Genomic DNA, 25,196 nt, shown 5'->3' on the forward strand with positions numbered 1-25,196 from the left:
CTGGCTAAAACCTACGGCGGTGCTGCTCGTGCATTCGACCAGATCGATAACGCGCCGGAAGAAAAAGCTCGTGGTATCACCATCAACACTTCTCACGTTGAATACGACACCCCGACTCGCCACTACGCACACGTAGACTGCCCGGGCCACGCCGACTATGTTAAAAACATGATCACCGGTGCTGCGCAGATGGACGGCGCGATCCTGGTTGTTGCTGCGACTGACGGCCCGATGCCGCAGACTCGTGAGCACATCCTGCTGGGTCGTCAGGTAGGCGTTCCGTACATCATCGTGTTCCTGAACAAATGCGACATGGTTGATGACGAAGAGCTGCTGGAACTGGTAGAAATGGAAGTTCGTGAACTTCTGTCTCAGTACGATTTCCCGGGCGACGACACTCCGATCGTTCGTGGTTCTGCTCTGAAAGCGCTGGAAGGCGAAGCAGAGTGGGAAGCGAAAATCATCGAACTGGCTGGCTTCCTGGATTCTTACATCCCAGAACCAGAGCGTGCGATTGACAAGCCGTTCCTGCTGCCTATCGAAGACGTATTCTCCATCTCCGGTCGTGGTACCGTTGTTACCGGTCGTGTAGAGCGCGGTATCATCAAAGTTGGTGAAGAAGTTGAAATCGTTGGTATCAAAGAGACTGCTAAGTCTACCTGTACTGGCGTTGAAATGTTCCGCAAACTGCTGGACGAAGGCCGTGCTGGTGAGAACGTTGGTGTTCTGCTGCGTGGTATCAAACGTGAAGAAATCGAACGTGGTCAGGTACTGGCTAAGCCGGGCTCTATCAAGCCGCACACCAAGTTCGAATCTGAAGTGTACATTCTGTCCAAAGACGAAGGCGGCCGTCATACTCCGTTCTTCAAAGGCTACCGTCCGCAGTTCTACTTCCGTACTACTGACGTGACTGGTACCATCGAACTGCCAGAAGGCGTAGAGATGGTAATGCCGGGCGACAACATCAAAATGGTTGTTACCCTGATCCACCCGATCGCGATGGACGACGGTCTGCGTTTCGCAATCCGTGAAGGCGGCCGTACTGTTGGTGCGGGCGTTGTTGCTAAAGTAATGAGCTAATTGCCGAATAACATTTGACGCAATGCGCAATAAAAGGGCATCATTTGATGCCCTTTTTGCACGCTTTCACACCAGAACCTGGCTCATCAGTGATTTTTTTTGTCATAATCATTGCTGAGACAGGCTCTGAAGAGGGCGTTTAGTCCGAAACGCACCAGAGCATTTCGGTTTGGATCGCCTCGCTTACGCGGGGTGAAAATGTTTGTAGAATACTTCTGACAGGTTGGTTTATGAGTGCGAATACCGAAGCTCAAGGAAGCGGGCGCGGCCTGGAAGCGATGAAGTGGGTTGTTGTCGCTGTATTGCTGCTTGTAGCTATCGTTGGCAACTACCTCTATCGTGACATGATGCTGCCGCTGCGTGCGCTGGCCGTAGTGATTCTGATTGCCGCAGCGGGTGGTGTCGCGCTGTTGACAACAAAAGGTAAAGCGACCGTTGCTTTTGCCCGTGAAGCGAGAACCGAAGTCCGTAAGGTCATTTGGCCAACTCGCCAGGAAACATTGCACACCACATTAATTGTGGCTGCGGTTACCGCAGTAATGTCACTGATCCTGTGGGGACTGGATGGTATTCTGGTTCGCCTGGTATCCTTTATCACTGGCCTGAGGTTCTAAGATGTCTGAAGCCCCTAAAAAGCGCTGGTACGTCGTTCAGGCGTTTTCCGGTTTTGAAGGCCGCGTAGCCACGTCGCTGCGCGAATATATCAAGTTACAAAATATGGAAGAGCTGTTTGGCGAAGTCATGGTGCCGACCGAAGAAGTGGTCGAAATCCGTGGTGGCCAGCGTCGCAAGAGCGAACGTAAATTCTTCCCGGGCTATGTACTGGTCCAGATGGTGATGAATGACGCAAGCTGGCACCTGGTGCGCAGCGTGCCGCGTGTGATGGGCTTTATCGGCGGTACATCTGACCGTCCGGCGCCGATCAGCGACAAAGAAGTTGATGCGATCATGAACCGTCTGCAGCAGGTTGGCGATAAACCGCGTCCGAAAACGATGTTTGAGCCAGGTGAAATGGTTCGCGTTAGTGACGGTCCGTTTGCTGACTTTAACGGTGTGGTTGAAGAAGTGGACTACGAAAAGTCCCGCCTGAAAGTCTCTGTTTCTATCTTCGGTCGTGCGACCCCGGTAGAACTGGACTTTGCCCAGGTAGAAAAAGCCTAAACAGCGATCAAAAAAGCGGCGATTTAATCGTTGCACAAGGCGCGAGATTGGAATACAATTTCGCGCCTTTTGTTTTTATGGGCCCTGTCCGTAAAACGAATTTAATCACGGGGAGCCTCCTTGAGGCGCTATAACCCAACTAGAGGAATTTAGAATGGCTAAGAAAGTCCAGGCCTACGTCAAGCTGCAGGTTGCAGCTGGTATGGCTAACCCGAGTCCGCCGGTAGGTCCAGCACTGGGTCAACAAGGCGTGAACATCATGGAATTCTGCAAAGCGTTCAACGCAAAAACTGATTCCATGGAAAAAGGTCTGCCGATCCCGGTTGTTATCACCGTTTACGCTGACCGTTCTTTCACTTTCGTTACCAAAACGCCTCCGGCAGCAGTTCTGCTGAAGAAAGCGGCTGGTATCAAGTCTGGTTCCGGCAAGCCGAACAAAGACAAAGTGGGTAAAATTTCCCGCGCTCAGCTGCAGGAAATCGCGCAGACCAAAGCTGCCGACATGACTGGTTCCGACATTGAAGCGATGACTCGCTCCATTGAAGGTACTGCACGTTCCATGGGCCTGGTAGTGGAGGACTAAGAAATGGCTAAACTGACCAAGCGTATGCGCGTGATCCGTGACAAAGTTGATGCAACTAAACAGTACGACATCAACGAAGCTATTGCTCTGCTGAAAGAGCTGGCCACTGCTAAATTCGTAGAAAGCGTAGACGTTGCCGTTAACCTCGGCATCGACGCTCGTAAATCTGACCAGAACGTACGTGGTGCAACTGTACTGCCGCACGGTACTGGCCGTTCCGTTCGCGTAGCCGTATTTGCCCAGGGCGCAAACGCTGAAGCTGCTAAAGCTGCAGGCGCTGAGCTGGTAGGTATGGAAGATCTGGCTGACCAGATCAAGAAAGGCGAAATGAACTTTGACGTTGTTATTGCTTCCCCGGATGCAATGCGCGTTGTTGGCCAGCTGGGTCAGGTTCTGGGCCCGCGCGGCCTGATGCCAAACCCGAAAGTTGGTACTGTAACCCCTAACGTTGCTGAAGCAGTTAAGAACGCTAAAGCAGGTCAGGTTCGTTACCGTAACGACAAAAACGGCATCATCCACACCACCATCGGTAAAGTGGATTTTGACGCTGACAAACTGAAAGAAAACCTGGAATCTCTGCTGGTTGCGCTGAAAAAAGCGAAACCGACTCAGGCTAAAGGCGTGTACATCAAGAAAGTTAGCATCTCCACCACCATGGGTGCTGGTGTTGCCGTTGATCAGTCCGGTCTGACTGCGACTGTGGCGAACTAATATTCGCCTTTACGTGGGCGGTGATTTTGTCTACAATCTTACCCCCACGTTTCTGCTAATTGCAGACGTATATCCGAGATATTCAGGCTGTGGCAAGGCGACAACTGAGTGAATCGCCAGGAGCATAGTTAACTATGTGACTGGTGTGAACGAAGGCAGTCAACGCCGTCACAGATTGAATAGCGACAGATAGACAAGATTTGTTCGTTGGAGCCTGGCCTATCCAGGCCTCCGTCGAAGACCGCAGGTGTTTCGTAAGAAACTTAATGCCCTGCGTAGACGGTGACAGAACGCTAAGATTATTTCTGATACTCTGGCTTGTTTCTGCTCACCGTATTTAGACGCTCTTTCCGTTGGGGAGAGTGAAGTGAGTTCCGGAACATGAGTTCCGGCAAACATCCAGGAGCAAAGCTAATGGCTTTAAATCTTCAAGACAAACAAGCGATTGTTGCTGAAGTCAGCGAAGTAGCCAAAGGCGCGCTGTCTGCAGTAGTTGCGGATTCCCGTGGCGTAACTGTAGATAAAATGACTGAACTGCGTAAAGCAGGTCGTGAAGCTGGCGTATACATGCGTGTTGTTCGTAACACCCTGCTGCGCCGCGTCGTTGAAGGTACTCAGTTCGAGTGCCTGAAAGACACGTTTGTTGGTCCGACCCTGATTGCATACTCTATGGAACACCCGGGCGCTGCTGCTCGTCTGTTCAAAGAGTTCGCGAAAGCGAATGCAAAATTTGAGGTCAAAGCCGCAGCCTTTGAAGGTGAATTGATCCCGGCATCGCAAATCGATCGCCTGGCAACTCTGCCGACCTACGAAGAAGCAATTGCACGCCTGATGGCAACCATGAAAGAAGCTTCGGCTGGCAAACTGGTTCGTACTCTGGCTGCTGTACGCGATGCGAAAGAAGCTGCTTAATCGCAGTTATCTTTCTCAAGCATCTGCTTACGTATAAACTTATTCTGATTTTCAGGAACAATTTAAATGTCTATCACTAAAGATCAAATCATTGAAGCAGTATCCGCTATGTCCGTAATGGACGTTGTAGAACTGATCTCTGCAATGGAAGAAAAATTCGGTGTTTCCGCTGCTGCTGCTGTAGCTGTAGCTGCTGGCCCGGCTGAAGCTGCTGAAGAAAAAACTGAATTCGACGTAATTCTGAAAGCTGCTGGCGCTAACAAAGTTGCTGTAATCAAAGCAGTACGTGGCGCAACTGGCCTGGGTCTGAAAGAAGCTAAAGACCTGGTAGAATCTGCTCCGGCTGCCCTGAAAGAAGGCATCAGCAAAGACGACGCAGAAGCACTGAAAAAATCTCTGGAAGAAGCTGGCGCTGAAGTTGAAGTTAAATAAGCCAACTTTTCTGGTTGCAGCCTAAGAAATTAGGCTGATGGCTGGTGACTTTTTAGTCACCAGCCTTTTTGCGCTGTAAGGCGCCAGTAGCATTTCACACTGTTTGACTACTGCTGTGCCTTTCAATGCTTGTTTCTATCGACGTCTTAATATACTGCGACAGAGCATCAGTTCTGTGTAAATCGCAATGAAATGGTTTAAGCGTGATAGCAACAGGCATTGCGGAAAGTATTCGATTTTCCGGTCAACAAAATAGTGTTGCACAAACTGTCCCTTCGTCGGACAGATGGGTCGACTTGTCAGCGAGCTGAGGAACCCTAATGGTTTACTCCTATACCGAGAAAAAACGTATTCGTAAGGATTTTGGTAAACGTCCACAAGTGTTGGACATACCTTATCTCCTTTCTATCCAGCTTGACTCGTTTCAGAAGTTCATCGAGCAAGATCCTGAAGGGCAGTATGGTCTGGAAGCAGCTTTCCGTTCCGTTTTCCCGATTCAGAGCTACAGCGGTAATTCCGAGCTGCAATACGTCAGCTACCGCCTTGGCGAACCGGTGTTTGACGTTCAGGAATGTCAGATCCGTGGCGTGACCTATTCCGCACCGCTGCGCGTAAAACTGCGTCTGGTGATCTACGAGCGCGAAGCGCCGGAAGGCACCGTAAAAGACATTAAAGAACAAGAAGTCTACATGGGCGAAATTCCGCTCATGACTGACAACGGTACCTTTGTAATCAATGGTACTGAGCGTGTTATCGTTTCTCAGCTGCACCGTAGTCCTGGCGTCTTCTTTGACTCCGACAAAGGTAAAACCCACTCTTCGGGTAAAGTGCTGTATAACGCGCGCATCATCCCTTACCGTGGTTCCTGGCTGGACTTCGAATTCGATCCGAAGGACAACCTGTTCGTACGTATTGACCGTCGCCGTAAACTGCCTGCGACCATTATTCTGCGTGCACTGAACTACACCACTGAGCAGATCCTTGACCTGTTCTTTGAAAAAGTTGTTTTCGAAATTCGCGACAACAAGCTGCAGATGGAACTGGTGCCGGAACGCCTGCGTGGTGAAACCGCTTCCTTTGACATTGAAGCTAACGGCAAAGTCTACGTCGAAAAAGGCCGTCGCATCACTGCGCGCCATATTCGCCAACTGGAAAAAGACGATATCAAACATATCGAAGTTCCGGTTGAATACATTGCTGGTAAAGTTGCGGCTAAAGACTACGTTGACGAATCTACTGGCGAGCTGATCTGCGCAGCTAACATGGAGCTGAGCCTGGATCTGCTGGCTAAGCTGAGCCAGTCTGGTCACAAGCGTATCGAAACGCTGTTCACTAACGATCTGGATCACGGTCCGTACATTTCTGAAACTGTACGTGTTGACCCAACCAACGATCGTCTGAGCGCACTGGTAGAAATCTACCGCATGATGCGTCCTGGTGAGCCGCCGACTCGTGAAGCTGCTGAAAGCCTGTTCGAGAACCTGTTCTTCTCCGAAGACCGCTATGACCTGTCTGCGGTTGGTCGTATGAAGTTCAACCGTTCTCTGCTGCGCGACGAAATCGAAGGTTCCGGTATCCTGAGCAAAGACGACATCATCGAAGTGATGAAGAAGCTCATCGATATCCGTAACGGTAAAGGCGAAGTCGATGATATCGACCACCTCGGCAACCGTCGTATCCGTTCCGTAGGCGAAATGGCGGAAAACCAGTTCCGCGTTGGCCTGGTACGTGTTGAGCGTGCGGTGAAAGAGCGTCTGTCTCTGGGCGATCTGGATACCCTGATGCCTCAGGATATGATCAACGCCAAGCCGATTTCTGCAGCAGTGAAAGAGTTCTTTGGTTCCAGCCAGCTGTCTCAGTTTATGGACCAGAACAACCCGCTGTCTGAGATTACGCACAAACGTCGTATCTCCGCACTCGGCCCAGGCGGTCTGACCCGTGAACGCGCAGGCTTCGAAGTTCGAGACGTACACCCGACTCACTACGGTCGCGTATGTCCAATCGAAACGCCTGAAGGTCCGAACATCGGTCTGATCAACTCCCTGTCCGTGTATGCACAGACTAACGAATACGGCTTCCTCGAGACTCCGTATCGTAAAGTGACCGACGGTGTTGTAACTGACGAAATTCATTACCTGTCTGCTATCGAAGAAGGCAACTACGTTATCGCTCAGGCGAACTCCAACCTGGATGACGAAGGCCACTTTGTAGAAGATCTGGTTACCTGCCGTAGCAAAGGCGAATCCAGCTTGTTCAGCCGCGACCAGGTTGACTACATGGACGTATCCACCCAGCAGGTGGTATCCGTCGGTGCGTCCCTGATCCCGTTCCTGGAACACGATGACGCCAACCGTGCATTGATGGGTGCGAACATGCAGCGTCAGGCGGTTCCGACTCTGCGCGCTGATAAGCCGCTGGTTGGTACCGGTATGGAACGTGCTGTTGCCGTTGACTCCGGTGTTACTGCAGTTGCTAAACGTGGCGGTACTGTTCAGTACGTGGATGCTTCCCGTATCGTTATCAAAGTTAACGAAGACGAGATGTACCCGGGCGAAGCAGGTATCGACATTTATAACCTGACCAAATACACCCGTTCTAACCAGAACACCTGTATCAACCAGATGCCTTGCGTATCTCTGGGCGAGCCGGTTGAACGTGGTGATGTGCTGGCGGACGGTCCGTCCACCGACCTCGGTGAACTGGCGCTGGGTCAGAACATGCGCGTGGCATTCATGCCATGGAATGGTTACAACTTCGAAGACTCCATCCTCGTATCCGAGCGTGTTGTCCAGGAAGACCGTTTCACCACCATCCACATTCAGGAACTGGCATGTGTGTCCCGTGACACCAAGCTGGGGCCAGAAGAGATCACCGCTGACATCCCGAACGTGGGTGAAGCTGCGCTCTCCAAACTGGATGAATCCGGTATCGTTTATATCGGTGCGGAAGTGACCGGTGGCGACATTCTGGTTGGTAAGGTAACGCCGAAAGGTGAAACCCAACTGACGCCAGAAGAGAAGCTGCTGCGTGCGATCTTCGGTGAGAAAGCGTCTGACGTTAAAGACTCTTCTCTGCGCGTGCCAAACGGTGTTTCCGGTACGATTATCGACGTTCAGGTCTTTACTCGCGATGGCGTAGAAAAAGACAAACGTGCGCTGGAAATCGAAGAGATGCAGCTGAAGCAGGCGAAAAAAGACCTGTCTGAAGAACTGCAGATCCTCGAAGCTGGCCTGTTCAGCCGTATCTACGCTGTGCTGGTTTCCGGTGGTGTTGAAGCTGAGAAGCTCGACAAACTGCCGCGTGACCGCTGGTTAGAACTCGGCCTGACCGACGAAGAGAAACAGAATCAGCTGGAACAACTGGCTGAGCAGTACGACGAACTGAAACACGAATTCGAGAAAAAACTCGAAGCGAAACGCCGTAAAATCACTCAGGGCGACGATCTGGCACCGGGCGTGCTGAAGATTGTTAAGGTGTATCTGGCGGTTAAACGTCGGATCCAGCCTGGTGATAAGATGGCAGGTCGTCACGGTAACAAGGGTGTAATCTCTAAGATCAACCCGATCGAAGATATGCCACACGATGCTAACGGTACGCCGGTAGATATCGTACTGAACCCGCTGGGCGTACCATCGCGTATGAACATCGGTCAGATCCTTGAAACCCACCTGGGTATGGCTGCAAAAGGTATCGGCGATAAGATCAACGCCATGCTGAAACAGCAGCAAGAAGTCGCGAAACTGCGCGAATTCATCCAGCGTGCTTACGATCTGGGTTCAGATGTTCGTCAGAAAGTTGACCTGAATACCTTCAGCGATGAAGAAGTTCTGCGTCTGGCTGAAAACCTGAAAAAAGGTATGCCGATCGCAACGCCGGTATTCGACGGTGCGAAAGAGTCTGAAATCAAGGAACTGTTACAGCTGGGTGGCCTGCCGACTTCCGGTCAGATCACACTGTTCGACGGTCGTACCGGTGAGCAATTCGAGCGCCAGGTTACCGTTGGCTACATGTACATGCTGAAACTGAACCACCTGGTTGATGACAAGATGCATGCGCGTTCTACCGGTTCTTACAGCCTGGTTACTCAGCAGCCGCTGGGTGGTAAGGCGCAGTTCGGTGGTCAGCGCTTCGGGGAGATGGAAGTGTGGGCGCTGGAAGCATATGGCGCAGCATACACCCTGCAGGAAATGCTCACCGTTAAGTCTGATGACGTGAACGGTCGTACTAAGATGTATAAAAACATCGTGGACGGCAACCATCAGATGGAACCAGGCATGCCGGAATCCTTCAACGTACTGTTGAAAGAGATTCGTTCGCTGGGTATCAACATCGAGCTGGAAGACGAGTAACTCTCGATCAAACAGGTCACTGGTGCTGGCGTAACAGCCAGCGCCAGATTGTGCTAACTCCGACGGGAGCAAATCCGTGAAAGATTTATTAAAGTTTCTGAAAGCGCAGACTAAAACCGAAGAGTTTGATGCGATCAAAATTGCTCTGGCCTCGCCAGACATGATCCGTTCATGGTCTTTCGGTGAAGTTAAGAAGCCGGAAACCATTAACTACCGTACGTTCAAACCTGAACGTGACGGCCTTTTCTGCGCCCGTATCTTTGGGCCGGTAAAAGACTACGAGTGCCTGTGCGGTAAGTACAAGCGCCTGAAACACCGTGGTGTGATCTGTGAGAAGTGCGGCGTTGAAGTGACCCAGACCAAAGTACGCCGTGAGCGTATGGGCCACATCGAGCTGGCGTCTCCGACCGCTCACATCTGGTTCCTGAAATCTCTGCCGTCCCGTATCGGTTTGCTGCTCGATATGCCGCTGCGCGATATCGAACGTGTACTGTACTTCGAATCCTATGTTGTTATCGAAGGCGGTATGACTAACCTGGAACGTCAACAGATTCTGACTGAAGAGCAGTATCTGGACGCGCTGGAAGAGTTCGGTGACGAATTCGACGCGAAGATGGGTGCGGAAGCTATTCAGGCCCTGCTGAAGAGCATGGATCTGGAGCAAGAGTGTGAAACTCTGCGCGAAGAGCTGAACGAAACCAACTCCGAAACCAAGCGTAAGAAGCTGACCAAGCGTATCAAACTGCTGGAAGCCTTCGTACAGTCTGGCAACAAGCCAGAGTGGATGATCCTGACCGTTCTGCCGGTTCTGCCGCCAGATCTGCGTCCGCTGGTTCCGCTGGATGGTGGTCGTTTCGCAACATCGGATCTGAACGATCTGTATCGTCGCGTTATCAACCGTAACAACCGTCTGAAGCGTCTGCTGGATCTGGCTGCGCCGGACATCATCGTACGCAACGAAAAACGTATGCTGCAGGAAGCGGTTGACGCTCTGCTGGATAACGGTCGTCGCGGTCGTGCGATCACCGGTTCTAACAAACGTCCTCTGAAATCTTTGGCCGACATGATCAAAGGTAAGCAGGGTCGTTTCCGTCAGAACCTGCTCGGTAAGCGTGTTGACTACTCCGGTCGTTCTGTAATCACCGTAGGTCCATACCTGCGTCTGCATCAGTGCGGTCTGCCGAAGAAAATGGCACTGGAACTGTTCAAACCGTTCATCTACGGCAAGCTGGAACTGCGTGGCCTGGCCACCACCATTAAAGCCGCTAAGAAAATGGTTGAGCGTGAAGAAGCTGTCGTTTGGGATATCCTGGACGAAGTTATCCGCGAACACCCGGTACTGCTGAACCGTGCACCAACACTGCACCGTCTGGGTATCCAGGCATTTGAACCGGTACTGATCGAAGGTAAAGCTATCCAGCTGCACCCGCTGGTTTGTGCGGCATATAACGCCGACTTCGATGGTGACCAGATGGCTGTTCACGTACCGCTGACGCTGGAAGCCCAGCTCGAAGCGCGTGCGCTGATGATGTCTACCAACAACATCCTGTCTCCGGCGAACGGCGAACCTATCATCGTTCCGTCTCAGGACGTTGTATTGGGTCTGTACTACATGACCCGTGACTGTGTTAACGCCAAAGGCGAAGGCATGGTGCTGACTGGCCCGAAAGAAGCTGAGCGTATCTATCGCGCAGGTCTGGCCTCTCTGCATGCGCGCGTTAAAGTGCGTATCACCGAATATGAAAAAGATGAAAACGGCGAATTCGTTGCGAAAACCAGCCTGAAAGACACGACCGTTGGCCGTGCCATTCTGTGGATGATCGTACCGAAAGGTCTGCCTTTCTCCATCGTCAACCAGGCGCTGGGCAAGAAAGCTATCTCCAAAATGCTGAACACCTGTTACCGCATTCTGGGCCTGAAGCCGACCGTTATCTTCGCTGACCAGACAATGTACACCGGCTTTGCATATGCAGCGCGTTCAGGTGCATCTGTTGGTATTGATGACATGGTCATCCCAGAGAAGAAACACGAGATCATCTCTGAAGCGGAAGCTGAAGTTGCTGAGATCCAGGAGCAGTTCCAGTCTGGTCTGGTAACCGCAGGCGAACGCTATAACAAAGTTATCGATATCTGGGCTGCGGCGAACGATCGTGTATCCAAAGCGATGATGGATAACCTGCAAACCGAAACCGTTATTAACCGTGACGGCGTAGAAGAGCAGCAGGTTTCCTTCAACAGCATCTACATGATGGCCGACTCCGGTGCGCGTGGTTCTGCAGCACAGATTCGTCAGTTGGCCGGTATGCGTGGTCTGATGGCGAAGCCAGATGGCTCCATCATCGAAACGCCAATCACCGCGAACTTCCGTGAAGGTCTGAACGTACTCCAGTACTTCATCTCTACTCACGGTGCTCGTAAAGGTCTGGCGGATACCGCACTGAAAACAGCGAACTCCGGTTATCTGACTCGTCGTCTGGTTGACGTCGCGCAGGACCTGGTTGTTACTGAAGACGATTGCGGCACTCTGGAAGGCATCACCATGACCCCGGTTATCGAGGGTGGTGACGTTAAAGAGCCGCTGCGCGATCGCGTTCTGGGTCGTGTAACTGCTGAAGACGTTCTGAAGCCGGGTACGGCGGATATTCTGGTTCCACGCAACACACTGCTGCACGAACAGTGGTGTGATCTGCTGGAAGAGAACTCCGTTGACTCCGTTAAAGTCCGTTCCGTTGTATCTTGTGACACCGACTTTGGTGTATGTGCGCACTGCTATGGTCGTGACCTGGCGCGTGGCCACATCATCAACAAAGGTGAAGCAATCGGCGTTATCGCGGCACAGTCCATCGGTGAACCGGGTACACAGCTGACGATGCGTACGTTCCACATCGGTGGTGCGGCATCTCGTGCGGCTGCTGAATCCAGCATCCAGGTGAAAAACAAAGGTAGCATCCGTCTGAGCAACGCGAAGTCGGTTGTGAACTCCAGCGGTAAACTGGTTATCACCTCACGTAACACCGAACTGAAACTGATCGACGAATTCGGCCGTACCAAAGAAAGCTATAAAGTGCCTTACGGCTCCGTTATGGCGAAAGGTGATGGCGAACAGGTTGCTGGCGGCGAAACCGTAGCAAACTGGGATCCGCACACCATGCCGGTTATCACCGAAGTGAGTGGTTTCGTCCGCTTCACTGACATGATCGACGGCCAGACCATTACTCGTCAGACCGACGAGCTGACCGGTCTGTCTTCTCTGGTGGTTCTGGATTCTGCAGAGCGTACTGCGGGTGGTAAAGACCTGCGTCCGGCACTGAAAATTGTTGATGCTCAGGGCAACGACGTTCTGATCCCAGGCACCGATATGCCTGCTCAGTACTTCCTGCCGGGTAAAGCGATTGTTCAGCTGGAAGATGGCGTACAGATCAGCTCTGGTGACACCCTGGCGCGTGTTCCGCAGGAATCCGGCGGTACCAAGGATATCACCGGTGGTCTGCCGCGCGTTGCGGACCTGTTCGAAGCACGTCGTCCGAAAGAGCCGGCAATCCTGGCTGAAATCAGCGGCATCATTTCCTTCGGTAAAGAAACCAAAGGTAAACGTCGTCTGGTTATCACCCCGGTAGACGGTAGCGAACCGTACGAAGAGATGATTCCGAAATGGCGTCAGCTCAACGTGTTCGAAGGTGAACGTGTAGAACGTGGTGACGTGGTTTCCGACGGTCCGGAAGCGCCGCACGACATCCTGCGTCTGCGTGGTGTGCATGCTGTAACTCGTTACATCGTTAACGAAGTTCAGGACGTATACCGTCTGCAGGGTGTTAAGATTAACGATAAACACATCGAAGTTATCGTTCGTCAGATGCTGCGTAAAGCCACCATCGAAAGCGCTGGTAGCTCCGACTTCCTGGAAGGCGAGCAGGTTGAATACTCCCGCGTCAAGATCGCAAACCGCGAGCTGGAAGCGAACGGCAAAGTGGGTGCAACGTTCTCCCGCGATCTGCTGGGTATCACCAAAGCGTCTCTGGCAACCGAGTCCTTCATCTCTGCAGCATCGTTCCAGGAAACCACGCGTGTCCTGACCGAAGCAGCTGTTGCAGGTAAACGTGATGAACTGCGCGGTCTGAAAGAGAACGTCATCGTGGGTCGTCTGATCCCGGCAGGTACTGGTTATGCGTACCACCAGGATCGTATGCGCCGTCGCGCAGCGGGCGAACTGCCAGCTGCACCGCAGGTAACTGCTGAAGATGCGTCTGCCAGCCTGGCAGAACTGCTGAACGCAGGCCTGGGCGGTTCTGACAACGATTAATCGTTGCCGACCATAAAAAAAAACCCGCTTCGGCGGGTTTTTTTATGTCTATGTTATTTCTGATGGCGTTTATCAGGTCTACGAAGCCATCCGGCAGTGTCATTAATTTATCGGTGGTAACCGCCGATAAAGCTCAATCATATCGCCGGCCAGATCCTGAATCACCATGGCATTCATCAGGTGGTCCTGCGAATGGACGGTGATGAGATTAACCGGTAGTTTGCCAGTGCCCTCGTCAATACCGATCAGCTGGGTCTGGATTTTATGCGCTTGTTTGACGTACTCGCGTGATTCCGTCATCGCTTGTTCTGCACCGGCGAAATCACCCTTACGCGCCAGTTGCAGTGCCGTCAGGGCCTGGCTGCGGGCAGCGCCAGCGTTTACCAATAACTCCATGATGATCGTTTCTAACTCTTCCATACCATCACTCCAGTAGTTTCAGCGCCTTATCCAGTACCGCATCGCCTTTCATCATGCCGTAATCCATCATGTCGATAACGGCGACCTTTTTGCCTAGTGGGTCGGCGATCGCCTGTAGCTTGGCCTGTTCATACTTAACCTGTGGACCGAGCAAAACGATATCCGCTGTAGAGATATTCTCTTCAAACTCGGCCACCGGGACGGCTTTGATAGTGACGTCGACGCCTTTTTTCTGGGCGGCATCTTTCATCCTTTGCACCAGCATGCTGGTGGACATTCCGGCGGCACAGCATAAAACGATGTTTTTCATAAGCAGTCTCGATCAACATGTGTGAGTTGATAATTATCGCGAGCCAGCTATAGCAACAACTGCTTTGCAACGATTGTGTGCAAGGCATCACAAAGAAAGCCGCTTTTTCTGAAACCGGTTACAAAAAGAGGCAGAACCCTGCGTTCTGGACCAGAGCCAGCGGCTTTTTGACTCGCTTATCACATGCTGGAATATATAATCACTGTCAATAAAGACATGTTATAAAAAACAGTATTGACAGCGTTTTTTAAACCCGTATGTTAATACTTAACAGCGGAGAAATTGTAGTTTGCTGTTAACGTAGTAAGTGTTAGTAGAGCTTGATTGGGGTTTGCGATAAAGGCCACGAAGTATTTTTTGTATGGGATAGTCGATGCTGAAAACGCTATTTTTCACTTCGACAATGCTTTCAGGCCACGTAGTTGATATATCTAATCGCAAAAAGTCAGTAAAGCGCGACGATGTAACGCCATGATTTTATAGTAAATGTTTGTGATTTCTGCTTTTCTGGTTATCACAAGGGAAATAAGGCAACGCATCAAAGAGTATATGTCGCGAGGGGAAGTGTACTTGTTTAGGTCACCAGCCTTGAGTTCTATTATCAAGCGGGTGGAATGTGTTTAACGGTAAATAGAGGAAAGCTTCAGTTAGTATCAATATCCAATATTATCTGTAGTAAACGTGTACATTTTAAAGTAGTACCATCAGCAGTATTAAATCGTTAAGTTTATTAATGTTAAATTTGAAGTGTGTAGTAACGTAAAGCCCTGACTGCAATAGTCGGGGCTTTTGTTCATTGTAGATCAAGCTGTTATCCAGGATGCTTAGCCGCGATGGTTCAACATTGCATCACTCAGTGGGTATTAAAAAAATTAATGCTTGCTTAATGATTAGAAGTAGGTCTACTATAGCGGCATCGGTTTGGAACACAGACCTTATGCAAGCAGTTTTAGTAAAGCAGTTCTCAGTTCAAGCGTTATCCTCAGATACTCTTCTTCATGAGCCTCCTCCCTAAGTGCCCCATAAGTTAATTTCTGCAAAACAGGCCATCTTCGCTGCATAAGCGGCTCAAAAACATGAAAGGAAGTATCTATGTCTAACAAAATGACTGGTTTAGTAAAATGGTTTAACTCTGATAAAGGCTTCGGCTTTATCACTCCTCAGGACGGTAGCAAGGATGTGTTTGTACATTTCTCCGCTATCCAGAGTAACGATTTTAAAACGTTAGACGAAGGTCAAAAGGTGGAGTTCTCCGTGGAGAATGGCGCTAAAGGCCCGTCTGCTGTTAACGTTGTCGCGCTGTAATCGCCGATAATTTCACGAGCGCTTACGATAGCGATGAAGGCCAGAGCCCGAGCAGTTAAGTGCCAGTGAAGAAAAAACCCGCGAAAGCGGGTTTTTTTGTTTATGCGATTGCTCCTGACCTACGGTACCTGTGAAGCGCGCCCCAGATAGCTGTCCCAGTCTTTCCACACGGGCTGTAAACCCTGGGCCATGAGTGCTTCAGCAACGGCTTCTGGGCGACGATCGTCGTGCGGGGAGAACTGTTCCAGTTCGGGGTGGTTATCGGCATAACCACCGGGCTGGGTTTTTGAGAAGGCGCTGACGTTGTTGATCGCCAACGGGATCACATGGTCACGAAACCATGGCGATTCGCGGGTGGAGAGCGACAGCTCAATTTCTGGCGCCAGTAAACGAAACGCGCAAATGGTCTGGACCAACTGTCGCTCATCCATGATCGATGCAGGCTCAACGCCTCCGGTGCATGGGCGCAGGCGAGGGAAGGAGATAGAGTAACGGCTCTGCCAGTAATGCTGCTGCATCCATAGCAGATGTTCAGCCACCATATAGCAATCAACCCGCCAGCTGTCGGACAAACCAATCAACGCGCCAAGACCGATTTTGTCGATCCCTGCGCGGCCCAGCCTGTCCGGCGTTTCCAGGCGCCAGAAGAAATCCTGCTTTTTCCCTTTTAAATGGTGACGAGCGTAAGTTGCCTCATGATAACTCTCCTGATACACCATTACGCCATCCAGCCCCAGCGTCTTCAGCTCTGCATATTCAGCCTCTGACAACGGCTGTACCTCCATCTGTAAAGAGGCGAACTGGCGGCGAATGGCGGGCAAATGGCGACGAAAGTAATCCATCCCCACTTTTGCCTGATGTTCACCGGTGACCAGCAGCAGATGCTCAAAGCCCAGCTCACGGATAGCCGCACACTCCCGTATTATCTCATCTTCGTCCAGCGTTTTGCGTTTGATACGGTTGCTCATCGAAAAACCGCAGTAGGTGCAGTCGTTGGCGCAAAGGTTGGAGAGATACAACGGCACGTAAAAGCTCACCGTGTTACCAAAACGCTGACGGGTGAGCTTCTGCGCCCGCTGCGCCAGCGGCTCCAGATAATCGGCGGCGGCAGGAGAGAGCAATGCCATCAGATCGTCGCGACTAAGATGCGAAGCGTTGAGGGCGCGCTCCACGTCAGCGGCGGTTTTACCGTTGATACGCAGGCGGATGTCGTCCCAGTCCAGCTGTCGCCAGCGGTCGCTGAACGTTTTCATGCGAAGGCCTCCAGGAATCCGGTTAACGGGCTGGTGGGACTTGCCTGCGAACTTTTGCTTCCTGGTACCGCCTGGCGTGCCAGCAAGCCAGCTTCAACGGCCAGACGGAAGGCGGTTGCCATCATCACCGGGCTGTCGGCTACCGCGATTGCCGTATTGACCAACACCGCGTCGGCACCCATTTCCAGCGCCTGCGTGGCGTGGCTGGGGACGCCGATGCCTGCATCAACCACCACCGGCACGGTCGCCTGTTGGATAATAATCTCCAGCATCGCTTTGGTTTCCAGCCCCTGATTAGAACCGATGGGCGCGCCGAGCGGCATGACTGCAGAACAGCCTACTTCTTCCAGCCGTTTGCACAGCACCGGATCTGCGCCACAGTAAGGCAGTACCACGAAGCCCTTTTTCACCAGTGCTTCTGCGGCTTTCAATGTTTCGATTGGATCGGGTAACAGCCAGCGGGCGTCCGGGTGGATTTCTAATTTCAGCCAGTTTGTGCCCAGCGCTTCACGCGCCAACTGGGCAGCAAAAATCGCCTCTTCAGCAGTTTTTGCCCCCGAAGTGTTGGGCAACAGCGTCACACCAGCGTCTACCAGCGGCGCCAGAATGGCATCGTTGTGCTGACGTAAATCCACGCGCTTCATGGCCAGCGTTACCAGTTGGCTGCCGGAGGCGCGAATCGCCTCGACCATCAGCTGCGATGAAGCAAATTTTCCGGTGCCGGTGAACAGATGCGAATCAAACGTTTTGTCGGCAATACGTAACATATCAACCCCCTGCAATAACCTGAAAAAGCAGGATCTGGTCGCCTTCCTGCACGATTTGCTGCTCCCACTGCTCGCGCGGGAGGATCTGCTGATTGAGCGCCAGCGCCGCGCCCGGTTTAAGCTGATTAAGCGCAGTGAGCAGCCCACTGACGGTTTGTCCTTCGGCGCACTGCATCGGCTCATCATTGAACTGAATCTGCATGTTGCCCTCCGCATACCGGGCAGCCGCTGGCGCGTCGTAGTGCGAAGCTGCGCCACTGGCTGGTTTTACCGTCAAACAGGCGTAGCTCTCCGCTGGGCGTCTCAATACCGCTGAGCAATTTAATCGCTTCCAACGCCTGCAAGGTGCCCATCACGCCCACAACCGGTCCGACGATACCGGCGGTACGGCAGTTGCGTTCGGGCTCTACATCGTCCGGCCACAGGCAGCGGTAACATCCTTGTTCCCACGGGGGCGTCAGCACCATCAGTTGGCCGCCAAAGCCGACGGCGCTGGCGGTGACGAGCGGGGTGTTGAGCGTTACGCAGGCGGCGTTAATTTCCTGGCGCGTGGCCATATTATCGGTACAGTCGAGCACCACATCGGCACGCGCTACCGCATGCCGAAGCGCATCGCCTTTCAGTCGCTGCTGGAGTGACACCAGCTCGATATCTGGGTTGAGCCGCGTCAGGCGCTGCTGGGCAACCTGCGATTTTGAACGTGCGATATCATCAGTGGTAAACAGGATCTGGCGCTGCAGGTTGCTCAGATGAATGTCGTCATCGTCTACCAGCGTCAGTTTTCCGATGCCTGCTCCCGCCAGATACAGCGCGGCAGGCGAACCTAACCCGCCTAAACCGACAATCAGCACATGGCTATCGAGTAGCTTTTGCTGGCCTTCAATGGCGATATCGCCGAGCAGGATCTGTCGGCTGTAACGCATAAAGTCGCGGTCATTCATCGCCCACTCCCGCGATATCCAGTAGTTGGGCCGTGGCGACCTGCCAGTCAGCCGCCTGGGTAATGGCGCTGACCACGGCAATGCTGCCGACGCCGGTCGCCAGTACCGCCGGGGCGCGCTCAAGGCTGATACCGCCAATGGCGACGGTCGGGTAATCCGCTAATCGTTCAATATGGTTTGCCAGTTGCGTGAGTCCCTGCGGGGCGGAAGGCATCTGTTTGGTTTGCGTGGGGAAAACATGACCCAGCGCGATATAAGAAGGCTTGGCGGCGAGCGCGACGTCGATCTCCATATCATCGTGAGTGGAGACCCCCAGGCGTAGCCCCGCCGCCTGAATCGCCTTCAGGTCGGTGGTTTCAAGGTCTTCCTGGCCCAGATGTACGCCGTAAGCGCGGTGCTTAATTGCCAGACGCCAGTAGTCGTTGATAAACAGGCGGGCGTCATAGCGACGCCCCAGTTCAATGGCGGCCATAACGTCGGCTTCGACCTCTTCATCACGCTTATCTTTAATGCGCAGTTGGATGGTGCGTACGCCCGCCTGCAGCAAGCGTTCAATCCATTCCACGCTGTCTACCACCGGGTAAAGCCCGAGGCGAAACGGCACGGTCGGGAAATCAGGCTGGTACATTATGCCTCCTCTTTTTTGAGGTAGATTTCGCCGCCTTTGGCGCGGAAGTTCTCCGACATATCCGCCATGCCGACTTCAATTGTTTGTGCAGCAGCGTAGTCGCGAACCTCCTGGCTGATTTTCATCGAGCAGAACTTCGGCCCGCACATGGAGCAGAAGTGGGCGACCTTACCGGATTCCTGTGGCAAGGTTTCATCGTGGTAGGCACGGGCGGTGAACGGGTCGAGCGCGAGGTTAAACTGGTCTTCCCAGCGGAATTCGAAGCGCGCTTTCGACATGGCGTTATCGCGGATCTGCGCGCCCGGATGACCTTTTGCTAAGTCAGCTGCATGGGCGGCAATCTTGTAGGTAATCAACCCTTGTTTAACATCTTCTTTGTTCGGCAGGCCGAGGTGCTCTTTTGGCGTGACGTAGCACAGCATCGCGCAGCCAAACCAACCGATCATCGCCGCACCGATCCCGGAAGTGAAGTGGTCGTAGCCCGGCGCGATATCGGTGGTCAACGGTCCTAAAGTGTAGAACGGTGCTTCATGGCAGTGCTCCAGCTCTTCGGTCATGTTGCGCTGGATCATATGCATGGGCACATGACCTGGACCTTCTATCATCACCTGCACGTCGTATTCCCAGGCGATTTTGGTCAGCTCGCCCAGCGTATGCAGCTCGGAGAACTGCGCTTCGTCGTTCGCATCCTGAATTGAACCCGGGCGCAGGCCGTCACCCAGCGACAAAGAGACATCGTAGGCGGCGCAGATTTCGCAAATCTCGCGGAAATGTTCGTACAGGAAGTTCTCTTTGTGATGAGAAAGGCACCATTTCGCCATAATTGAACCGCCGCGTGAGACAATGCCGGTCAGGCGTTTGGCAGTCATCGGCACGTAGCGCAGCAGCACGCCCGCGTGAATGGTGAAGTAGTCGACGCCCTGTTCGGCCTGCTCCAGCAACGTGTCGCGGAAGGCTTCCCAGGTGAGATCTTCGGCGATCCCGTTGACCTTCTCCAGCGCCTGGTAGATCGGCACAGTACCGATCGGTACCGGACTGTTACGCAAGATCCACTCGCGGGTTTCGTGGATATAGCGACCGGTGGAGAGATCCATCACCGTGTCAGCGCCCCAGCGCGTCGACCACACCAGCTTCTCTACCTCTTCTTCAATGGAGGAGGTGACGGCAGAGTTACCAATGTTGGCGTTAACCTTCACCAGGAAGTTGCGACCGATAATCATCGGCTCGGATTCCGGGTGGTTGATGTTGGCAGGAATAATCGCGCGGCCCGCGGCCACTTCATCACGCACGAATTCCGGCGTGATGTTTTCCGGCAGGCGTGCACCAAAGTTCATCCCCGGATGCTGGTGACGCAGCACTTCACTGCGAATGCGCTCGCGGCCCATGTTTTCACGGATGGCGATGAACTCCATCTCCGGGGTCACTATTCCCTGGCGGGCGTAGTGCAGTTGGGTGACTCGTTTACCCGCTTTGGCGCGCTTTGGCGTCAGCAGGCCGGTGAAACGCAGCTCGTCCAGGCCATCGTCGGCCAGACGTTCTTTGGTATAAGCGGAACTCCGGTCGTCTAATTCTTCGCTATCGTTACGCGCCGCAATCCACGGCTGGCGCAGCTTTGCCAGACCCTGCTGGACGTTAATCGCCACGTCAGGATCGCCATACGGTCCGGAGGTGTCGTATACCGGAACGGCTTCGTTCTCTTCGAACTGCGGGTTGTCTTTGCTACCGCCAGTCAGTGTTGGGCTGAGCTGAATTTCGCGCATCGGAATGCGGATATCCGGCTGCGAACCGGTAATATAAATGCGTTTTGAGTTAGGGAAGGCGGTCCCTTCCAGGGTATCGATAAAGTGTTGGGCTTGAGCGCGCTGTTCGCGGCGTGATGGTTTAGTAGTGGCAGACATAGCTCATTCCAAATAAAAGTAAGGATATGGCTTGTCAGACGACGGATGAAGCAAGAGAGAAGCTCGCCCGGGGGCGATGCTATTGCAGATTGACTCTTGTTCCCTTCGCAGGTTTTAACCTGATCAGGTTCCGCGGATCCCGAATTAACGGTCTCAGCCTTTTCCACTCATGCTGCTGTGGAAAATAAGCACTCCGACAAGAAGTAACCTCAGTAAAGAGGTAATGAATGTAAACTACGCGTTAATGCCGCAAATCTCAAGCATGACGTTTGAGAGTGTTACTCTCGTGCATTGCGTCAAATACCAGCATGATCAGCTTATCTTCCAGCACGAATCGGGCTTCCAGTGCCTCGCCGAGATCCGATAAAACCTGTTGAAATTCAAGGAAGTTATCATGATCAATCGCAGTTTCCAGGCTGGAGTCATAGTAGTCCATGATCAGCTGCGTATTGGCTTCCAGCAGCGGCCAAATTTTTGTGGCTTTTAAAAGCTGCCCGTTCCCTTCCAATTTATGGAGAATACGTTCATAAATACTGAAGTGTCCGGTGGAGAGGTAATCGACCAGGCTCTGACAAAAATCATCCAGCGCCTTTTCATTGAGTCGCATGTACGATTCTTTGCCAGGCTTAATGCCAACCAGATTGTAGTAAGCCACGAGCAGGTGCTTACGTACATGTAGCCAGCGATCAACCAGTTTATTACTTCCTCCGACGTGCTCCGTCAGGCTTTCCAGCTGGTTTAGCATGATTGACTCCGCAAGATGGTGTTTAGGAACTGCTCACCCGTAAATGTAAAAATAATGTAAACAACATGCCTGTGAAGCAAAGGTTGCGCAAGAGATATGGATCGTATAATTGAAAAATTAGATAGCGGCTGGTGGATCGTCAGTCATGAGCAAAAGTTATGGTTACCTCATGGCGAGCTACCTTATGGCGACGCAGCCCGTTTTGATCTGATTGGTCAGCGCGCGCTGCCAATAGGCGAGTGGGAAGGGGAAACTGTCTGGCTGGTACAGCAGCAGCGTCGACACGATATGGGGTCGGTGCGCCAGGTCATTGACCAGGATGTTGGCCTGTTTCAACTGGCCGGACGCGGCGTACAGCTGGCGGAGTTCTATCGCTCGCATAAATTCTGCGGCTACTGCGGCCATCCCATGCACCCGAGTAAAACGGAGTGGGCGATGCTCTGTAGCCACTGCCGTGAACGTTATTACCCGCAAATTGCCCCGTGCATAATCGTCGCTATTCGCCGAGATGATTCCATCCTGCTTGCCCAACATGTTCGCCATCGTAACGGCGTGCATACCGTACTGGCGGGTTTTGTCGAAGTAGGTGAGACCTTAGAACAGGCGGTGGCGCGTGAAGTTATGGAAGAAAGCGGGATTAAGGTGAAAAATCTGCGCTATGTCACTTCTCAGCCGTGGCCATTCCCACAGTCTTTGATGACCGCATTTATGGCGGAGTATGATAGCGGCGAAATCGTCATCGACCCGAAAGAGCTGCTGGAAGCGAACTGGTATCGCTATGACGACTTACCGCTCTTACCCCCGCCGGGTACTGTCGCGCGTCGATTGATTGAAGACACTGTGGCAATGTGTCGGGCTGAGTACGAGTAAAGAGCGAGTGGTGATACACTGATGGACTGACGCAATAAGGAACTGCAAAAATGACCGAACTGAAGAACGATCGTTATCTGCGTGCGCTGCTGCGCCAGCCCGTTGATGTCACTCCGGTATGGATGATGCGCCAGGCAGGCCGCTATCTACCGGAATACAAAGCTACCCGTGCCGAAGCGGGCGATTTTATGGCGCTGTGCAAAAATGCCGAGCTGGCCTGCGAAGTCACGTTGCAGCCGCTGCGTCGCTATAAACTTGATGCCGCGATCCTCTTCTCGGATATCCTGACGATCCCGGATGCGATGGGACTCGGGCTGTATTTTGAAGCAGGAGAAGGTCCACGCTTTACCTCTCCGATTACCAGCAAGGCTGACGTCGACAAACTGCCGATCCCGGATCCGGAAGATGGGTTGGGGTACGTGATGAACGCGGTGCGTACTATCCGCCGTGAACTGAAAGGCGAAGTGCCGCTGATCGGCTTCTCCGGTAGTCCGTGGACGCTGGCGACCTACATGGTTGAAGGCGGCAGCAGCAAAGCCTTCACCGTGATTAAAAAGATGATGTACGCCGATCCTAAAGCGCTGCATCTGCTGCTTGATAAGCTGGCGAAGAGCGTCACGCTGTACCTGAACGCGCAGATCAAAGCGGGTGCGCAGTCGGTGATGATTTTCGACACCTGGGGTGGCGTGCTGACCGGTCGCGATTATCAGCAGTTCTCTTTGTACTACATGCACAAAATCGTTGATGGCCTGCTGCGCGAGAACGAAGGTCGTCGCGTACCGGTGACGCTGTTTACCAAAGGCGGTGGTCAGTGGCTGGAAGCGATGGCGGAAACCGGCTGTGATGCGTTAGGTCTCGACTGGACCACTGACATTGCCGATGCGCGTCGTCGTGTAGGTCATAAAGTGGCGCTCCAGGGCAATATGGATCCGTCCATGCTGTATGCGCCGCCAGCCCGCATCGAAGAAGAGGTGGCGACAATTCTGGCCGGATTCGGTCAGGGTGAAGGGCATGTCTTTAACCTGGGCCACGGCATTCATCAGGACGTCCCGCCAGAACATGCGGGTGTCTTTGTGGAGGCGGTACATCGGTTGTCCGAACAGTACCACCGCTAAGGAGTTATCATGGATCTCGCGTCATTACGCGCGCAGCAGCTTGAACTGGCCTCTTCAGTGATCCGCGAGGATCGTCTGAAGAACGATCCGCCGGATCTGATCGGCGGGGCGGACGTTGGGTTTGAGCAGGGTGGCGAAGTGACGCGAGCCGCGATGGTCTTACTGAAGTATCCCACGCTTGAACTGGTCGAATACAAGGTGGCGCGTATCGCTACCACCATGCCCTACATTCCCGGTTTTCTCTCCTTTCGTGAAACTCCCGCGCTGATGGCCGCCTGGCAACTGCTCTCGCACAAGCCAGATCTGCTGTTCGTTGACGGGCATGGTATTTCTCACCCGCGTCGTCTGGGCGTGGCCAGCCATTTTGGTCTGCTGGTGGATGTCCCGACGATCGGCGTGGCGAAAAAGCGGCTGTGCGGCAAGTTTGAACCGCTCGCTGCTGAACCTGGTGCGCTAGCGCCGTTGCTGGATAAAGGCGAACAACTGGCATGGGTCTGGCGCAGCAAAGCGCGCTGTAACCCGTTGTTTATTTCTACGGGTCACCGCGTGAGTATGGACAGCGCACTGGCGTGGGTTCAACGCTGTATGAACGGCTATCGTTTGCCGGAACCAACACGCTGGGCAGATGCGGTAGCATCCGAACGCCCGGCTTTTACTCGGCTTGCAGCAAAAACGCCCTATATCGGGTAAACTGCGGCTAATTTCCGTATTTGAGAACTCATCATGTTACAAAATCCGATTCACCTGCGTCTGGAGAAGCTGGAAAGCTGGCAGCACGTCACGTTTATGGCCTGTCTGTGCGAACGCATGTACCCAAACTACGCCATGTTCTGCAAGCAAACTGAATTTGGCGATGGACAGATTTACCGCCGAATTCTGGATCTGATTTGGGAAGCGCTGACGGTTAAAGACGCGAAAATCAATTTCGACAGCCAGCTGGAAAAATTTGAAGAGGCCATTCCTTCTGCAGACGATTACGATCTGTACGGTGTTTATCCGGCGATTGATGCCTGTGTGGCATTAAGCGAGCTGATGCATTCGCGTCTTAGCGGTGAAACGCTGGAGCATGCAATCGAAGTGAGTAAGGCTTCGATTACGACGGTTGCGATGCTGGAAATGACTCAGGCTGGTCGCGAAATGACCGATGAAGAGCTCAAAGAGAACCCTGCCGTTGAGCAAGAATGGGATATTCAGTGGGAAATTTTCCGACTTTTAGCCGACTGTGAAGAACGCGATATTGAGCTGATAAAAGGGCTGCGTGCAGACCTGCGCGAGGCTGGCGAGAGCAATATTGGTATAAATTTTCAGCAATGACACCACAAAACGTGATTTAACGCCTGATTTGTCGTGCCTGAAGGCTTCCCATCCGCCCCCGGTCTGGTCTACATTTGGGGGGCGAAAAAAAGTGGCTATCGG

Annotated in this window: 23 protein-coding genes and 1 riboswitch; of the genes, 14 read left to right on the plus strand and 9 right to left on the minus strand. The window is 52.8% G+C overall.

Annotation, left to right across the window (positions count from 1 at the left end; all coding sequences use genetic code 11):
- The 9 genes from tuf to rpoC all read left to right on the plus strand — a co-directional run.
- On the plus strand, positions 1-1,080 hold a 1,080-nt coding region (gene tuf / locus OGX90_RS01685; RefSeq protein WP_108361594.1), incomplete at its 5' end, for an elongation factor Tu.
- Positions 1,081-1,310: 230 nt separating this feature from the next.
- A complete protein-coding gene (gene secE, locus OGX90_RS01690; RefSeq protein ID WP_003033128.1) occupies positions 1,311-1,694 on the plus strand; it encodes a preprotein translocase subunit SecE in 384 nt (127 codons plus the stop codon).
- Position 1,695: 1 nt separating this feature from the next.
- Positions 1,696-2,241, plus strand: coding sequence for a transcription termination/antitermination protein NusG (nusG, locus tag OGX90_RS01695; RefSeq protein ID WP_003033125.1), 546 nt, complete (start codon positions 1,696-1,698; stop codon positions 2,239-2,241).
- Between the two features lie 154 nt (positions 2,242-2,395).
- Positions 2,396-2,824: a 50S ribosomal protein L11 gene (gene rplK / locus OGX90_RS01700; RefSeq protein WP_003033122.1), complete on the plus strand. Its 429-nt coding sequence runs from the start codon at positions 2,396-2,398 to the stop codon at positions 2,822-2,824.
- Between the two features lie 3 nt (positions 2,825-2,827).
- Positions 2,828-3,535, plus strand: coding sequence for a 50S ribosomal protein L1 (gene rplA, locus OGX90_RS01705; RefSeq protein ID WP_003033119.1), 708 nt, complete (start codon positions 2,828-2,830; stop codon positions 3,533-3,535).
- A gap of 414 nt (positions 3,536-3,949) precedes the next feature.
- Entirely contained in the window at positions 3,950-4,447 is a 498-nt protein-coding gene (rplJ, locus tag OGX90_RS01710) for a 50S ribosomal protein L10 (protein WP_001207203.1), read from the plus strand.
- A gap of 66 nt (positions 4,448-4,513) precedes the next feature.
- Entirely contained in the window at positions 4,514-4,879 is a 366-nt protein-coding gene (gene rplL, locus OGX90_RS01715; protein WP_003033114.1) for a 50S ribosomal protein L7/L12, read from the plus strand.
- Between the two features lie 320 nt (positions 4,880-5,199).
- The gene (gene rpoB / locus OGX90_RS01720; protein WP_003033111.1) at positions 5,200-9,228 is read left to right on the plus strand and encodes a DNA-directed RNA polymerase subunit beta; all 4,029 of its coding nucleotides are present in this window, start codon (positions 5,200-5,202) and stop codon (positions 9,226-9,228) included.
- 76 nt (positions 9,229-9,304) lie between these two features.
- Positions 9,305-13,528: a DNA-directed RNA polymerase subunit beta' gene (gene rpoC / locus OGX90_RS01725; protein ID WP_003826919.1), complete on the plus strand. Its 4,224-nt coding sequence runs from the start codon at positions 9,305-9,307 to the stop codon at positions 13,526-13,528.
- 102 nt (positions 13,529-13,630) lie between these two features.
- Here rpoC and OGX90_RS01730 read toward each other — a convergent pair whose 3' ends face one another.
- Positions 13,631-13,948, minus strand: a complete 318-nt coding sequence (locus tag OGX90_RS01730) for a PTS lactose/cellobiose transporter subunit IIA (RefSeq protein ID WP_008787121.1) — start codon at positions 13,946-13,948, stop codon at positions 13,631-13,633.
- 4 nt (positions 13,949-13,952) lie between these two features.
- Complete coding sequence (locus tag OGX90_RS01735) at positions 13,953-14,258, minus strand: PTS sugar transporter subunit IIB (protein ID WP_020996080.1); 306 nt, start codon at positions 14,256-14,258, stop codon at positions 13,953-13,955.
- Between the two features lie 1,092 nt (positions 14,259-15,350).
- Here OGX90_RS01735 and cspG point away from each other — a divergent pair.
- Entirely contained in the window at positions 15,351-15,563 is a 213-nt protein-coding gene (gene cspG / locus OGX90_RS01740) for a cold shock protein CspG (protein WP_003033098.1), read from the plus strand.
- Between the two features lie 119 nt (positions 15,564-15,682).
- Here cspG and thiH read toward each other — a convergent pair whose 3' ends face one another.
- From thiH to OGX90_RS01775, 7 genes are all read right to left on the minus strand, one after another.
- Positions 15,683-16,816, minus strand: coding sequence for a 2-iminoacetate synthase ThiH (gene thiH / locus OGX90_RS01745; protein ID WP_008787119.1), 1,134 nt, complete (start codon positions 16,814-16,816; stop codon positions 15,683-15,685).
- On the minus strand, positions 16,813-17,583 hold the full coding sequence (gene thiG, locus OGX90_RS01750; RefSeq protein WP_032941566.1) for a thiazole synthase: 771 nt from the start codon (positions 17,581-17,583) through the stop codon (positions 16,813-16,815). The genes thiH and thiG overlap by 4 nt, the downstream gene beginning before the upstream one ends.
- A gap of 1 nt (position 17,584) precedes the next feature.
- Complete coding sequence (gene thiS / locus OGX90_RS01755; protein ID WP_016155307.1) at positions 17,585-17,785, minus strand: sulfur carrier protein ThiS; 201 nt, start codon at positions 17,783-17,785, stop codon at positions 17,585-17,587.
- Complete coding sequence (locus OGX90_RS01760) at positions 17,766-18,524, minus strand: HesA/MoeB/ThiF family protein (protein WP_003826902.1); 759 nt, start codon at positions 18,522-18,524, stop codon at positions 17,766-17,768. Before OGX90_RS01760 ends, thiS begins: the two co-directional genes overlap by 20 nt.
- Entirely contained in the window at positions 18,517-19,152 is a 636-nt protein-coding gene (thiE, locus tag OGX90_RS01765; RefSeq protein ID WP_032945652.1) for a thiamine phosphate synthase, read from the minus strand. Before thiE ends, OGX90_RS01760 begins: the two co-directional genes overlap by 8 nt.
- A complete protein-coding gene (gene thiC, locus OGX90_RS01770; protein ID WP_048227511.1) occupies positions 19,152-21,050 on the minus strand; it encodes a phosphomethylpyrimidine synthase ThiC in 1,899 nt (632 codons plus the stop codon). The genes thiE and thiC overlap by 1 nt, the downstream gene beginning before the upstream one ends.
- 83 nt (positions 21,051-21,133) lie before the next feature.
- Positions 21,134-21,256, minus strand: a riboswitch (TPP riboswitch).
- Positions 21,257-21,306: 50 nt separating this feature from the next.
- A complete protein-coding gene (locus tag OGX90_RS01775; protein ID WP_032945654.1) occupies positions 21,307-21,795 on the minus strand; it encodes an Rsd/AlgQ family anti-sigma factor in 489 nt (162 codons plus the stop codon).
- A 96-nt stretch (positions 21,796-21,891) separates the two neighbouring features.
- Here OGX90_RS01775 and nudC point away from each other — a divergent pair, with 96 nt between their 5' ends.
- The 4 genes from nudC to OGX90_RS01795 are packed head-to-tail and all read left to right on the plus strand — an operon-like array spanning position 21,892 to position 25,094.
- Positions 21,892-22,665 carry an NAD(+) diphosphatase gene (gene nudC, locus OGX90_RS01780; RefSeq protein WP_003033074.1) on the plus strand — a complete coding sequence of 258 codons (774 nt, stop codon included), beginning with the start codon at positions 21,892-21,894 and terminating at the stop codon, positions 22,663-22,665.
- Positions 22,666-22,715: 50 nt separating this feature from the next.
- Positions 22,716-23,780 carry a uroporphyrinogen decarboxylase gene (gene hemE, locus OGX90_RS01785; protein WP_003826889.1) on the plus strand — a complete coding sequence of 355 codons (1,065 nt, stop codon included), beginning with the start codon at positions 22,716-22,718 and terminating at the stop codon, positions 23,778-23,780.
- 9 nt (positions 23,781-23,789) lie between these two features.
- Positions 23,790-24,470 carry a deoxyribonuclease V gene (gene nfi, locus OGX90_RS01790; RefSeq protein ID WP_008787113.1) on the plus strand — a complete coding sequence of 227 codons (681 nt, stop codon included), beginning with the start codon at positions 23,790-23,792 and terminating at the stop codon, positions 24,468-24,470.
- A gap of 33 nt (positions 24,471-24,503) precedes the next feature.
- Positions 24,504-25,094, plus strand: coding sequence for a YjaG family protein (locus OGX90_RS01795; protein ID WP_003842015.1), 591 nt, complete (start codon positions 24,504-24,506; stop codon positions 25,092-25,094).
- Positions 25,095-25,196 lie beyond the last annotated feature (102 nt).

Origin of the sequence: Citrobacter sp. Cpo012, from assembly GCF_030333015.1 — a bacterium.
Lineage (GTDB): Bacteria > Pseudomonadota > Gammaproteobacteria > Enterobacterales > Enterobacteriaceae > Citrobacter > Citrobacter portucalensis.

What these genes read in the sequence shown, in the direction of transcription:
- OGX90_RS01775 (WP_032945654.1), bottom strand. Translation starts at nt 21,795, where the DNA reads ATGCTAAACCAGCTGGAAAGCCTGACGGAGCACGTCGGAGGAAGTAAT.
- OGX90_RS01735 (WP_020996080.1), bottom strand. Translation starts at nt 14,258, where the DNA reads ATGAAAAACATCGTTTTATGCTGTGCCGCCGGAATGTCCACCAGCATG.
- rplK (WP_003033122.1), top strand. Translation starts at nt 2,396, where the DNA reads ATGGCTAAGAAAGTCCAGGCCTACGTCAAGCTGCAGGTTGCAGCTGGT.
- OGX90_RS01760 (WP_003826902.1), bottom strand. Translation starts at nt 18,524, where the DNA reads ATGAATGACCGCGACTTTATGCGTTACAGCCGACAGATCCTGCTCGGC.
- secE (WP_003033128.1), top strand. Translation starts at nt 1,311, where the DNA reads ATGAGTGCGAATACCGAAGCTCAAGGAAGCGGGCGCGGCCTGGAAGCG.
- rplL (WP_003033114.1), top strand. Translation starts at nt 4,514, where the DNA reads ATGTCTATCACTAAAGATCAAATCATTGAAGCAGTATCCGCTATGTCC.
- thiE (WP_032945652.1), bottom strand. Translation starts at nt 19,152, where the DNA reads ATGTACCAGCCTGATTTCCCGACCGTGCCGTTTCGCCTCGGGCTTTAC.
- nudC (WP_003033074.1), top strand. Translation starts at nt 21,892, where the DNA reads ATGGATCGTATAATTGAAAAATTAGATAGCGGCTGGTGGATCGTCAGT.
- cspG (WP_003033098.1), top strand. Translation starts at nt 15,351, where the DNA reads ATGTCTAACAAAATGACTGGTTTAGTAAAATGGTTTAACTCTGATAAA.
- rplA (WP_003033119.1), top strand. Translation starts at nt 2,828, where the DNA reads ATGGCTAAACTGACCAAGCGTATGCGCGTGATCCGTGACAAAGTTGAT.
- thiH (WP_008787119.1), bottom strand. Translation starts at nt 16,816, where the DNA reads ATGAAAACGTTCAGCGACCGCTGGCGACAGCTGGACTGGGACGACATC.
- OGX90_RS01730 (WP_008787121.1), bottom strand. Translation starts at nt 13,948, where the DNA reads ATGGAAGAGTTAGAAACGATCATCATGGAGTTATTGGTAAACGCTGGC.
- thiC (WP_048227511.1), bottom strand. Translation starts at nt 21,050, where the DNA reads ATGTCTGCCACTACTAAACCATCACGCCGCGAACAGCGCGCTCAAGCC.
- nfi (WP_008787113.1), top strand. Translation starts at nt 23,790, where the DNA reads ATGGATCTCGCGTCATTACGCGCGCAGCAGCTTGAACTGGCCTCTTCA.
- hemE (WP_003826889.1), top strand. Translation starts at nt 22,716, where the DNA reads ATGACCGAACTGAAGAACGATCGTTATCTGCGTGCGCTGCTGCGCCAG.
- thiG (WP_032941566.1), bottom strand. Translation starts at nt 17,583, where the DNA reads ATGTTACGTATTGCCGACAAAACGTTTGATTCGCATCTGTTCACCGGC.
- thiS (WP_016155307.1), bottom strand. Translation starts at nt 17,785, where the DNA reads ATGCAGATTCAGTTCAATGATGAGCCGATGCAGTGCGCCGAAGGACAA.
- OGX90_RS01795 (WP_003842015.1), top strand. Translation starts at nt 24,504, where the DNA reads ATGTTACAAAATCCGATTCACCTGCGTCTGGAGAAGCTGGAAAGCTGG.
- rplJ (WP_001207203.1), top strand. Translation starts at nt 3,950, where the DNA reads ATGGCTTTAAATCTTCAAGACAAACAAGCGATTGTTGCTGAAGTCAGC.
- nusG (WP_003033125.1), top strand. Translation starts at nt 1,696, where the DNA reads ATGTCTGAAGCCCCTAAAAAGCGCTGGTACGTCGTTCAGGCGTTTTCC.
- rpoB (WP_003033111.1), top strand. Translation starts at nt 5,200, where the DNA reads ATGGTTTACTCCTATACCGAGAAAAAACGTATTCGTAAGGATTTTGGT.